Below are 12,518 nucleotides of genomic sequence, written 5' to 3' on the forward strand. Positions count from 1 at the left end.
AATTCTGCTGGGGGGCATTGCTTTACCTGTGGGAGCTGGCTTGCCAGCGATGAGGCCGGCACGCCCGGCATCAGGTTGAATGATGAACCGCTATCGCTGGCAAGCCAGCTCCCACAGGGGTTGTGATGGATTCTAGAGATAAAAAAACCCCGACATTCGCATGTCGGGGTTTGTGGACAACTTGTGATTAATCAGTGCCCGCCCAGATAGGCGTTACGCACCTCCTCATTCACCAGCAGCTCTTTACCGGTGCCGGACAGGCGAATTTCGCCGTTGACCATGACATAGGCGCGGTCAGACAGCTTCAGCGCATGATTGGCGTTCTGCTCGACGAGGAAGATCGTCATGCCGGTTTTCGCCAGCTCGCGCAGCGTTGCGAAGATCTGCTTCACTACGATCGGCGCCAGCCCCAGGCTTGGCTCGTCGAGCAGCAACAACTTCGGCCGACTCATCAACGCCCGGGCGATGGCGAGCATCTGCTGTTCGCCACCGGACATGGTCATTGCCCGCTGGGTGCGCCGCTCTTCGAGCCGTGGAAACAGCTCGAACATGCGCTGCATGTCCTCTCTGGCGTACTTGTCGCCAATCGGGATAGTGCCCATCAGCAGGTTTTCCTCGACGGTCATGTCGGGGAATACCCGCCGCCCTTCCGGCGATTGTGCGATGCCGTTGGAAGCGATGTAGTGCGATGACTTGTGCGTAATGTCGACGCCTTGATAGAGAATCTGCCCGCCCGCTGCGCGTGGCTGGCCGAAAATCGACATCAGCAAAGTTGATTTGCCGGCGCCGTTGGAGCCGATCAGGCTGACGGTTTCGCCTTCGTTGATCTGCAGCGAAACGCCCTTGAGCGCCTGGATCGGGCCGTAGAACACATCGAGGTTTTTCAGTTCGAGGATGGGTTGGGTCATGCCACTTCCTCTTCATCGGCGCCCAGATAGGCCGCGATCACTTTCGGGTCGTTGCGGATCGCGTCGGGCCCGCCTTCGGCAATCACGATGCCGTGGTCCAGTACCACGATGTGGTCGGAAATGCTCATTACCATGCCCATGTCGTGTTCGATCAGCACCACGGTCAGATCATGCTCGTCGCGCAGCAGCCGGATCATCGCGCTCAGCGCTTCGGTTTCCTGAGGGTTGAGGCCGGCTGCCGGCTCGTCGAGGCAGATGATCTGCGGCCGCGTGCACATGGCCCGGGCGATTTCCAGACGGCGTTGCTGGCCGTAGGACAATTCCCCGGCGAGGCGGTTGGCGCAGTCGACCAGATCGACCACTTCCAGCCAGTAGAACGCGCAGTCCAGCGCATCGCTTTCGGCCTTGCGGTAGCCCTTGGTGTTGAGGATGCCGGCGAGCATGTTGCGGTTGACCCACATGTGCTGGGCCACCAGCAGGTTTTCCAGCACCGACATTTCCTTGAACAGGCGAATGTTCTGGAACGTCCGCGCCAGACCGGCACGGTTGACCAGATGGGTGCCGCCGAACATCTTGTAGTACAGGCGACTGAGGAAAGATTTCGGCGAGACAAAGTCGGTCGGTTTGAACGACTCGCCCAGCAACTGGATGACGTTGGTCTGCTGGCCGCGCACGTTCAGTTCGATCTTGCCGCCCGACGCCTTGTAGAAACCGGTCAGGCAGTTGAACACCGTGGTTTTGCCGGCACCGTTGGGGCCGATCAAAGCGAAGATCGAGTTGCGTTTGACCTTCAGGCTGACATCGCTCAAGGCCTTGATACCACCGAAGTGCATCATCAGTTTTTCAACGGAGAGTACGACTTCACTCATGGCGCAGCCCTCTCGTAGTGAATGGCACCTTTGCGTGGTTTGACCCCGGAGCGGCTGATGCGGATCAGCCCGCGTGGTCGCCAGATCATCATCAGCACCATCAGGATGCCGAACAGCAACACGCGATATTCAGCGAAGCCACGCAGCAGTTCCGGAGCGACGGTGAGCACGAACGCGGCGATCACCACACCGATGGTCGAGCCCATGCCGCCGAGCACGACGATGGCGAGGATCAGCGCCGATTCGAAGAAGGTGAACGAGGTCGGGTTGACGAAGCCTTGATAGGTGGCGAAGAACACCCCGGCCAGCCCCGCGGTCGACGCACCGATGGTGAAGGCAGACAGTTTGACCAGTACGTGGTTGAGGCCCATAGAGCGACAGGCAATTTCATCTTCGCGCAACGCTTCCCAGGCACGGCCGACCGGCATCTTCACCAGACGATGCTTGATGTACAGCACCGCCAGCACCACGAGGAACAGCACCGCGTAGATGAAGTAGTACTTCACGTCCGGGTTGTAGGTCAGGCCGAAGAACTCGTGAAACGGTACTCCGCCATCCTTCGCGCGCTTGCCGAACTCCAGACCGAAGAACGTCGGCAGAGGCGCCGGCATGCCGTTCGGGCCGCCGGTCAGCGACAACCAGTTGTTCAGCACCAGACGAATGATTTCACCGAAGCCCAGGGTCACGATCGCCAGGTAGTCGCCGTGCAGACGCAATACCGGGAAACCGAGAATGCAACCGGCAAGGCCCGCGGTGATTGCCGCCAGTGGCAGCACCGTCCAGAAACCCAGACCGAGATACTGGTAACCCAGCGCCAGACCGTAGGCGCCAATGGCGTAGAACGCCACGTAACCCAGATCAAGCAGACCGGCCAGACCGACCACGATGTTCAGGCCCAACCCCAGCAGCACGTAGATCAATCCGAGAATGACCACCCCCAGCAGATAGGAGTTGGAAACAAACGGCACGATGATCGCCAGCACAATCATCAGCGGGATGATCCAGCGCAGCCGCGACTTGTAATCCGGCGGCAGCACGTGCACGCCGGAGCCGCTGCTTTCGAAGCTGTCGAGGATTTTCAGGCCCTTGGGGGTTTGCAGGAACAGGCTGAGGGCGAAGCGGCCGGCCATGACGATGGCAATGATCCACGCCACGCGGGTCGATTCCAGATTGAAGCTGTAGCCGTCAAGCACCACGCCAACAATCGGTCCGAACACGATCAGCGCGATCAGGCCGGCGAGAATCGCTTCGACCAGGCTTTTTTTGATATCGATGGATTTTTCAGTGGTTGTTGAAGACATCGCTTACACCTTCGACACAAGAGGACGGCCCAACAGACCTTGCGGTCGGAAGACCAGAACAAGTACGAGCAGCGAGAAGCTGAACACGTCTTTGTAGTCGGAGTTGACCAGGCCGGAGAACAACGACTCGGAGATGCCGAGGATGATCCCGCCGAGCATCGCGCCGGGCAGCGAACCGATCCCGCCGAGTACCGCTGCGGTAAACGCCTTGATGCCAATGATGAAGCCGGCATAGAAGTCGAAAGTGCCGTAGTTCATGGTGATCAGCACGCCGGCCAGTGCGGCCATGGCTGCACCGATGATGAACACGTAGGAAATCACCCGGTCGGTGTTGATCCCGAGGATCGAGGCCATCTTGCGGTCTTGCTGGGTTGCGCGGCACATACGGCCGAGCTTGGTGTATTTGATCACGTAGGTCAGCAGCCCCATGCCGACAAACGCGGCGATCAGGATGAAGACTTTGGTGTAGGTCAGTTGCACGAAGCCGGTCCCGACTTCGACACGCCAGGCACCGGTCAGCAGGGTAGGCACGCCCTGTTGTTTGGCGCCTTGGGCGATCTGTGCATAGTTTTGCAGAATCAGCGAAATACCGATGGCGCTGATCAGCGGTGCCAATCGAGTCGAGTTGCGCAGGGGTTTGTAAGCGACTCGCTCGATGACCCAGCCATACACCGCCGTAACCACGATGGTGAAGATCAGGGTGCCGAGCATCAGCAGCGGGAAGGATTCGATACCGAAGTAAGCCAGCAGAGCCAGACTGATTGCCGCCAGGTAAGCAGAAATCATGTAAACCTCGCCGTGGGCGAAGTTGATCATGCCGATGATGCCATAGACCATTGTGTAGCCGATGGCGATCAGGCCATAGACCGACCCGAGGGTCAGGCCGTTGACCAGTTGCTGCAGGAAAATACCATCCATAACGCAATCTCACGCAGTGAGAACCTGCGCACCCTGGGCGCGCGGTTCTTCTAGGAAAAATACAGATTTACGTCGGAGCAATGTCGGAGTGTGAACAGTTCGACCACCACTGAACCTTGTGGGAGCTGGCTTGCCAGCGATGGCGGTGGATCAGCCAACTTGTGTGTCGATTGACCTGACGCCATCGCGGGCAAGCCCGCTCCCACAGGGTTTCAAGTGAGACGACTGATCACCTCAGCCCTTACTTCTGTTTTTCCAGCTGGTGGTATTTGCCGTCCTTGTCCCACTGGTAAACCACGTAGTCGGAGACTTTCAGGTCGCCCTTGGCGTCCCAGGTCTTCTCGCCCATCACGGTTTTCACCGGGTTGGCTTTCAGCCACTTCGCGGCCGCTTCGCCGTCGTTTTTCTTCGCACCGTTGAACGCCGCTGCCAGGGTCTGGACCGAGGCGTAGGCGTACAGGGTGTAGCCCTCAGGCTCGGTGCCGGCCTTGCGGAAAGCATCCACTACGGTCTTGCTGTCAGGCAGCAAACGCGGGTCGGCGCCGAAGGTCATCAGCACGCCATCGGTGAATTGCGGGCCGCCAGCGGTGGTCACCAGTTCGTCGGTCACGATGCCGTCATCGGACATGAACTTGACGTCTTTCAGGCCTTGTTCACGCAACTGGCGAACCAGTGGACCGGCTTCCGGATGCAGGCCGCCGAAGTAGACGACATCGGCACCGGCGCCACGGATCTTGGTGACGATGGTGCTGAAGTCTTTCTCGCCACGGGTCAGGCCTTCGTACAGCACCGGTTTGACGCCGCGTTTTTCCAGTTGAGCCTTGGTGGCATCCGCCAGGCCTTGGCCGTAGGTGTCCTTGTCGTGCAGCACGACGACTTTCTTGCCTTTGAGCATGTCGACGATGTAATCGCCGGCGACGATGCCCTGCTGGTCGTCACGCCCGCACATGCGGAACATGGCGCTCAGACCGCGCTCGGTGACTTGCGGGTTGGTCGAGCCCGGGGTGATCGCGATGATCCCGGCTTCGTCGTAGATTTCCGAGGCTGGAATGGTCGAAGAAGAGCAGAAGTGACCGACCACGCCGGCGACTTTCTGGTTGGTGAGGTCCTTGGCAACCGTCACGGCCTGCTTCGGCTCACAGGCGTCATCGCCCTTGACCAGAACGATTTTCTCGCCGTTGACGCCGCCCGCCGCGTTGACTGCATCAGCCGCTGCCTGTGCCCCTTTCATGTACTGCTCGCCAAACGCCGCGTTGGCGCCCGTCATTGGACCCGCTACACCGATCTTGATATCAGCTTGAGCAAACGCAGAAACACCCAGCGCAGCAGCTACTGCGAGGGCCAGAAAGCCTTTCTTGTAAAACGTCTGGGACATGAGGTGGTGCTCCAAGGTTTTTTTTAGTTGGCACTGCGACTTCACTTCACTCAAAGCTCAGAGCAAGGCCCGTGCCAGCGGTTTTTTATTCTTCAAAAAGTCGCTGCTTTCTTGTTATTTCGACTGTTTCGTTCCCATTTTCATTGGGCGTGCAACCGTCTAAACCGCGGAAGGTGAAACCATTGTTTTTTTCAGGCGCAACCCTTGTGCGCCATCATTGCAACCGCAGCGGCAAACGACGTGCAACCAGCCTGTAACAGCCCGCGTCACCGAACTGCACACTGCTGGTGCGGGACTGCTACAACCCGCACCATTACAGGCTAGTCGCTCGATGCAAAAGCGCCGCTTCCGGCAACAAATTTCAACACTCAAATGACGATGCGCAGGCACTGGCCCGCGTGATAGAGCGAAAAACCGGCCTCGTACAGGCAACTGCGCAAGCCGACGCCGGCCAAGGGCTGCATCGGTGCAAAGGGAATCGGCAATGACTGCGGGTCGCCATTGCACAAATAATCGGCGAAAGCTTTGCCGACCACCGTGCCGGTGGTGACGCCGCGGCCGTTGTAGCCGGTGACGGCCACCAGCCCCGGTGCCGGTTCGAACAGGCGCATCAGGTGATCGGGCGTAAAGGCAATGCGCCCGGTCCAGGTGCATTCCCATTCGACCGGCTTCAGATTGGGGAAGTAATGCTGCTGCACCCGGTCGGCCCAGGCCTTGAGAAACCAGGTCGGTTTCTGATTGCCATTGCCGAGGCTGCCCAGCAACAGACGCCCTTCCCTGTCACGGCGAATGCTGCTCAGGACCTGACGGGTGTCCCACGAACCCTGCCCGCCGGGGAGAATTTCCTGTGCGGCGTCTTCACTCAGCGGGACGGAAGCGACCTGATAGTAATAACCGGGAAAAAAATTGCGCTTGAGCTCGGTCCAGTCGCCTTCGGTGTAGGCATTGGAGGCGATCACCACTTGCTCGGTGAGCACCGAGCCTTGTCCGGTCTGCACCGACCATTGCTGGCCGACGCGTTCGAGACGGGTGACCGGCGAATGATCGAACATCTGCCCGCCGAGCTTCAGTACGGCGTTGGCCAGCCCGGTCACATACGCCATCGGGTTGAGCGTGCCGGCACGACGGTCGAGTAGCGCGGCGGCGATTTTCTGCGTACCGGTGGCTTGCTCGCAGGCCTTGCCGGTCAGCAGTTCGACCGGCGCGCCACGGCGCTGCCATTGTTGCTCGCGACTGCGCAGGTCCGCCTCGCCCTTGGCGTTGTGCGCCATGTGCAAAGTGCCTTCGCGGCGCAGCTGACAGTCGATGCGGTATTTATCCACAAGGCTGAACACCAGCGCCGGCGCCGCACCGAGCATGCGGTTGAGCTGACTGCCGACCGCTTCGCCGAAGCCGGCTTCGATTTCGTCCGGTGGGATCCACAGGCCCGCATTGACCAGCCCGACGTTGCGCCCGGACCCGCCATGCCCGGCGCGATGTGCCTCGACAATGCAGACGCTTTTACCTTTTTCCAGCAAGTGCAGCGCCGCCGACAACCCGGTGAACCCGGCGCCGATCACGCAGACATCGACCTTGACCTCGCCCCTGAGCGCGGTGTGATCCGGGCGGTGTGGCGTGAGCTTTTCCCACAGACATTCTTCGCGTAACGGCATTGCCAAGCTCCTGTCGGAGCAGCTGCAAGCTTCAAGCTACAAGCAGCAAGCCGATCTGCTTGTAGCTTGGGACTTGATGCTTGCCGCTGCTTAATCGAATGTAATGCCCTGCGCCAATGGCAGCTCCAGCGAGTAGTTGACCGTATTGGTCTGCCGGCGCATGTAGGCGCGCCAGGCGTCGGAGCCGGATTCGCGGCCGCCACCGGTTTCCTTTTCACCACCGAACGCGCCGCCGATTTCCGCACCGCTCGGGCCGATGTTGACGTTGGCAATGCCGCAATCGCTGCCGACCGCCGACATGAATCGTTCGGCCTCGCGCACATCGGTGGTGAAGATGCACGACGACAAGCCTTGCGGCACCGCATTGTTCAGGCGCAGTGCTTCCTCGAAATCGCTGTAGCCAACCACGTAGAGAATTGGCGCGAAGGTTTCACTGCAGACCACGTCGCTCTGCTCGGGCATTTCGACGATGGCCGGCGACACGTAGTAGGCGTTGGGGAACTGATCTTCAAGTTGACGCTGGCCGCCGAACACCCGACCGCCCTCGCTCAACGCTTGCTCGAGCGCGTCCTGCATGTTTTCGAAGCTGTGCTTGTCGATCAGCGGGCCGACCAGATTGCCTTGCAGCGGATGACCGATGCGCACTTTCGAATACGCCGCTTTAAGGCGGGTGACGATTTCTTCTTTCACCGACTCATGGGCGATCAGCCGGCGCAACGTGGTGCAACGCTGCCCGGCGGTGCCGACGGCGCTGAACAGAATGGCGCGTACGGCCATGTCCAGATCGGCGCTCGGGCCGAGGATCATCGCGTTGTTGCCACCGAGCTCGAGAATGCTGCGAGCAAACCGTGCGGCGACTTTTGGCGCCACTTCTCGGCCCATGCGGGTGCTGCCGGTGGCGCTGATCAAGGCGATACGCGGGTCATCGACCAGCGCTTCACCGGCATCGCGACCACCGATGATGACCTGGCAAAGGCTCGCCGGCGCATCGCTGAAATTCTTCACCACGCGATCGAACAAGGCCTGACAGGCCAGCGCGGTCAGCGGGGTTTTTTCCGACGGTTTCCATACCACCGGATTGCCGCAGACCAGCGCCAGGGTGGTATTCCACGCCCACACCGCGACCGGGAAGTTGAACGCACTGATCACCCCGACCACGCCCAGCGGATGCCAGGTTTCGCGCATGTGATGGCCCGGACGCTCGGAAGCGATGGTCAAACCGTACAACTGACGAGACAGGCCGACGGCGAAGTCGCAGATATCGATCATCTCCTGCACTTCGCCCAGGCCTTCCTGAGTGATCTTGCCTGCTTCCCACGACACCAGCTCACCGAGGTCGGCCTTGTATTCGCGCAACACTTCGCCAAATTGGCGCACCAGCTCGCCGCGACGCGGGGCCGGCACCTTGCGCCATTGTTCGAATGCATGATCGGCGCGACTGATGTGCTGCTCGACTTCCGCCGCGCCCTCCCAGTTCACCGCCGCGATGCGACTGCCGTCGATCGGTGAATGCACCGGCACTTTGCCGTTCTGATACAGGGCCGGGTTCACACCGAGACGATCAAGCAATGCGGCAACCATGGGTCACTCCTCAAGCGAAAAACTGAATGTGTGCGGTCGCCTTTTCACGACCGGGCAGGCCTTTAGTTGTAGCGTCCAATCACGGCGGCAACAAACGACCTTTACGCCAGATATCATTCCGTTTATTCATGCTGAGCATAGAAAGACAAGAAAAGGACTGGCCATGCTGAACAAACGCCACTTGCCCTCGATCACTGCGTTGCAGTGCTTCGAGGCCGTGACCCGACACCTGAGCTTCACCCGCGCGGCGGAAGAACTGAACCTGACCCAGAGCGCGGTGAGCAAACAGGTCGCGCAGCTTGAAGAGTTGCTGCAGCATTTGCTGTTCCGCCGCGTGCGTCGGCGCTTGCAGATGACTCCGGCCGGGGATTTGTACCTGGTGGAAGTGAGAAAAATCCTCACCCAGGTCGAGATGTCGACGCATTACCTGCGCTCCTACGGCGGCGAAACCGAAGTCCTGCGCGTCTCCACTCCGTCGACCTTTGGCGCGCGCTGGCTGGTGCCACGCCTGAAAGGCTGGCGACTGCGCCATCCGTCTATTCATCTGGACCTCTGCAACGAGCAGGAAGCGGACGATCTGCTGCAAGGGCGCAGCGATCTTGCATTCTATTTCGGCCAGGGCGCGCGACCGGGGACTGAATGCCTGAAACTGTTCGGCGAGGAGTTGGTGCCGGTCTGCGCACCGGGCAGCCTGCCAGATGCGCCATTGACTGATCCGACGCAACTGACCGATCTGGTCCTGCTGCAAAATGCCTCGCGCCCGCAAGCCTGGCACGACTGGTTCGACAGCCAGGGCTACCAGACCGAACACAGCTACCACGGGCCGCGTTTCGAAACCTTTTATATGTGCATCCGCGCAGCGCAAGTCGGCTGCGGCGTGGCGCTGTTGCCGCGGTTTCTGGTGGAAGAGGAACTGGCCGACGGCAAACTGGTCATTCCGTGGGCGCATGCCATGCCCAGCACGGATGCCTACTACCTGGCGTATCCGGAACACGCGGCGGAAGTGCCCAAGGTGCGCGATTTCGTGAAGTGGATGCTGGAGCAGATCGACAGTCCAACCTGAAATCCACCGGTGCCCCTGTGGGAGTGAGCCTGCTCGCGAAATCGGTTTATCAGCTAGAGATGATGTGACTGACCCGACGCTTTCGCGAGCAGGCTCGCTCCCACATGGGTTCTCCCACATGGGTTCTGCGATGTGCTTAAAAAATGCTGGCAATCCCCACCGTTGATATGCGCCACTAGCGCCATCGATATAGACCGCGCCACGGCGCGGCGCACCTGGAGACCCCGTTATGAGCGAGAGTGTGTTTGCCGATCGCATCGTGCAGAACCTGCTCGACACCGACTTCTACAAACTGACGATGATGCAGGCGGTGCTGCACAACTACCCCAACGTCGAGGTCGAATGGGAGTTCCGCTGCCGTAACAGCGAGGACCTGCGCCCGTATCTGGCCGAGATCCGCTTTCAGATCGAGCGCCTGGCCGAAACCAGCCTGAGCGGCGACCAACTGAATTTCCTTGAACGCATCAGTTTTCTCAAACCGGACTTTCTGCGCTTTCTCGGGCTGTTTCGCTTCAACCTGCGCTACGTGCAGACCGGCATCGAGAACGGCGAGTTGTTCATCCGCCTGCGCGGGCCGTGGTTGCATGTGATCCTCTATGAAGTACCGTTGTTGGCGATTGTCAGCGAAGTGCGCAACCGCCATCGCTATCACGACATGTCGCTGGAGCGCGCACGCGAGCAGCTGTACCGCAAGTTCGACTGGCTGAGCGCCAACGCCTCGCCCGACGAATTGTCGCAGCTGCAAGTCGCCGATTTCGGCACCCGCCGGCGCTTCTCCTATGGCGTGCAGGCCGAAGTGGTCAATGTGCTCAAACACGACTTCCCCGGCCGCTTCGTCGGTACCAGCAACGTGCACCTGTCGCGCGAGCTGGACATGAAACCACTGGGCACCATGGCCCACGAATGGATCATGGCGCACCAGCAACTCGGTCCGCGCCTGATTGATAGCCAGATCGCTGCGCTCGATTGCTGGGTCCGCGAGTACCGCGGCCTGCTCGGCATCGCCCTCACCGACTGCATCACCACCGATGCCTTCCTCGGCGATTTCGATCTGTTCTTCGCCAAGCTGTTCGACGGCTTGCGCCATGATTCCGGTGACCCGGTGGCCTGGGGCGAGAAATGCATCGCCCACTACCACAAGCTCGGGATCGACCCGATGAGCAAGACCCTGGTGTTTTCCGACAGTCTGACGCTGCCAAAATCGCTGGAGATTTTCCGCGCATTGCACGGTCGCATTAATGTGAGCTTCGGCATTGGTACCAACTTCACCTGCGACATTCCGGGTGTCGAACCGATGAGCATCGTGCTTAAAATGACCGCCTGCAACGGCCAGCCGGTGGCGAAGATCTCCGACGAGCCAGGCAAGACCCACTGCAAAGACCCGAATTTCGTCGCCTATTTGCGACACGTGTTCCAGGTTCCTGCCGATTCCAGTCTATCTAGCAAGGAGTGAATTCATGCAAGCCGTACAGCGTGAGATTGCTGAGCAGCTCAAGGTGCAACCGCCATTCGCCGATGATCAGGCTCTGCAGGCCGAAATCGCCCGGCGCCTGACGTTCATTCAGGATTGCCTGGTCAATTCCGGGCTCAAGACCCTGGTGCTCGGCATCAGCGGCGGTGTCGATTCGCTGACCGCCGGCCTGCTGGCCCAGCGCGCCATGCGTGAGCTGCGCGAAAAGACCGGCGACACTGGCTACAAATTCATCGCCGTACGCCTGCCGTACGAAACCCAGTTCGACGAGCATGATGCACAGGCTTCGCTCGACTGCATCGCCCCGGATGAAATTCAGACTGTGAACATCGGCCCGGCCGTCAAGGCGCTGGCCGCGCAGGTGGGTGCGTTTGAAGGCAAGCCGGCGGCGTCAGTGGATTTTGTGCTGGGCAACACCAAGGCGCGCATGCGCATGGTTGCGCAGTACACGATTGCCGGCGTGGCTGGCGGTTTGGTGATTGGTACCGATCATGCGGCCGAAGCGGTGATGGGTTTCTTCACCAAGTTCGGCGATGGCGCTTGCGACCTCGCCCCGCTCAGCGGTCTGGTGAAAAATCAGGTTCGCGCAATTGCCCGTAGCTTTGGTGCACCGGAGTCGCTGGTCGAGAAAGTGCCGACGGCGGATCTGGAAGATCTCTCGCCGGGCAAACCGGACGAAGCGGCGCATGGCGTGACCTATGCTGAAATCGACGCGTTTCTGCACGGTAAAACGGTACGTGACGAAGCGGCGAAGATCATTGTCGATACGTACCACAAGACGCACCACAAGCGGGTCATGCCGTTTGCGCCTTGATCTTGTGAAGGCATGAAAAAGCCCGCTGGGGAGTGATCCTCAGCGGGCTTTTCTTTGGCCATCGATATTCAGTGAGGCTGATGGCCTCTTCGCGAGCAGGCTCGCACAGAATTACTTGACGACGATGGTGCCTTTCATCATCGAGATGTGGCCCGGGAACGAGCAGAAGAAACCGTAGCCGCCATCAGCCACTTTCGACACGTCGAACGTCAGCGAGTCGGTTTCCTTGGCGCCGATGATCTTGGTGTGCGCGATGATGCGCGCATCGCCTTCCTTCAGGTAGTTCTTGTCGATACCCGCTGCCAGGCCGTCGGTAGCGATTGGCTGCATGTCAGCTTCTTTGCTGATCACCAGGTTATGGCCCATGACGTTCTTCGGCAGGTTGCCGGAATGAGTCAGCTCGACGGTGAACGTTTTGCAGCTCTTGTCGATCACGATTTCCTTGGTGTTGAAGGACATCTGATCGGTGGAGTCAACGGTGGTTTTGCACTCGGCGGCCATCAATTGGCTGCTGGCCAGCGCCAGCAGGGATACCGCAACAACTTTGGAAAACATGGTGAATCTCC

At 59.9% G+C, this 12,518-nt stretch carries 11 protein-coding genes; 3 read left to right on the top strand and 8 right to left on the bottom strand.

All coding sequences use genetic code 11. The annotated features are described in order from the left end of the window. Window positions 1–191 precede the first annotated feature (191 nt). The 7 genes from BLU24_RS25735 to amaB form a co-directional block, all read right to left on the bottom strand. A complete protein-coding gene (locus tag BLU24_RS25735) occupies window positions 192–908 on the bottom strand; it encodes an ABC transporter ATP-binding protein (protein ID WP_093105312.1) in 717 nt (238 codons plus the stop codon). After that, complete coding sequence (locus BLU24_RS25740; RefSeq protein ID WP_093105315.1) at window positions 905–1,777, bottom strand: ABC transporter ATP-binding protein; 873 nt, start codon at window positions 1,775–1,777, stop codon at window positions 905–907. Before BLU24_RS25740 ends, BLU24_RS25735 begins: the two co-directional genes overlap by 4 nt. Beyond that, on the bottom strand, window positions 1,774–3,078 hold the full coding sequence (gene livM, locus BLU24_RS25745; RefSeq protein ID WP_093105318.1) for a high-affinity branched-chain amino acid ABC transporter permease LivM: 1,305 nt from the start codon (window positions 3,076–3,078) through the stop codon (window positions 1,774–1,776). The genes BLU24_RS25740 and livM overlap by 4 nt, the downstream gene beginning before the upstream one ends. Window positions 3,079–3,081: 3 nt before the next feature. Next, window positions 3,082–3,996: an ABC transporter permease subunit gene (locus tag BLU24_RS25750; RefSeq protein ID WP_016771918.1), complete on the bottom strand. Its 915-nt coding sequence runs from the start codon at window positions 3,994–3,996 to the stop codon at window positions 3,082–3,084. Window positions 3,997–4,237: 241 nt separating this feature from the next. Continuing rightward, a complete protein-coding gene (locus BLU24_RS25755; RefSeq protein ID WP_090280841.1) occupies window positions 4,238–5,371 on the bottom strand; it encodes a branched-chain amino acid ABC transporter substrate-binding protein in 1,134 nt (377 codons plus the stop codon). A 368-nt stretch (window positions 5,372–5,739) separates the two neighbouring features. Beyond that, the gene (gene amaA / locus BLU24_RS25760; RefSeq protein WP_093105321.1) at window positions 5,740–7,023 is read right to left on the bottom strand and encodes an L-pipecolate oxidase; all 1,284 of its coding nucleotides are present in this window, start codon (window positions 7,021–7,023) and stop codon (window positions 5,740–5,742) included. 90 nt (window positions 7,024–7,113) lie between these two features. Continuing rightward, a complete protein-coding gene (amaB, locus tag BLU24_RS25765) occupies window positions 7,114–8,604 on the bottom strand; it encodes an L-piperidine-6-carboxylate dehydrogenase (RefSeq protein ID WP_093105324.1) in 1,491 nt (496 codons plus the stop codon). 163 nt (window positions 8,605–8,767) lie between these two features. Here amaB and BLU24_RS25770 point away from each other — a divergent pair, with 163 nt between their 5' ends. The 3 genes from BLU24_RS25770 to nadE all read left to right on the top strand — a co-directional run bounded on the left by BLU24_RS25770 (window position 8,768) and on the right by nadE (window position 11,952). Further along, the gene (locus BLU24_RS25770; RefSeq protein ID WP_093105329.1) at window positions 8,768–9,667 is read left to right on the top strand and encodes a LysR family transcriptional regulator; all 900 of its coding nucleotides are present in this window, start codon (window positions 8,768–8,770) and stop codon (window positions 9,665–9,667) included. A gap of 229 nt (window positions 9,668–9,896) precedes the next feature. Continuing rightward, window positions 9,897–11,120: a nicotinate phosphoribosyltransferase gene (gene pncB, locus BLU24_RS25775; RefSeq protein WP_090280826.1), complete on the top strand. Its 1,224-nt coding sequence runs from the start codon at window positions 9,897–9,899 to the stop codon at window positions 11,118–11,120. Between the two features lie 4 nt (window positions 11,121–11,124). Beyond that, on the top strand, window positions 11,125–11,952 hold the full coding sequence (nadE, locus tag BLU24_RS25780) for an ammonia-dependent NAD(+) synthetase (RefSeq protein WP_093105332.1): 828 nt from the start codon (window positions 11,125–11,127) through the stop codon (window positions 11,950–11,952). 111 nt (window positions 11,953–12,063) lie between these two features. On the opposite strand, the gene azu is transcribed toward nadE, so the two are convergent. Further along, a complete protein-coding gene (gene azu, locus BLU24_RS25785; RefSeq protein ID WP_093105336.1) occupies window positions 12,064–12,507 on the bottom strand; it encodes an azurin in 444 nt (147 codons plus the stop codon). Window positions 12,508–12,518: the final 11 nt, after the last annotated feature.

The sequence above is a fragment of the Pseudomonas sp. Z003-0.4C(8344-21) genome, from assembly GCF_900104975.1.
In the GTDB taxonomy this organism is placed as follows: domain Bacteria; phylum Pseudomonadota; class Gammaproteobacteria; order Pseudomonadales; family Pseudomonadaceae; genus Aquipseudomonas; species Aquipseudomonas granadensis.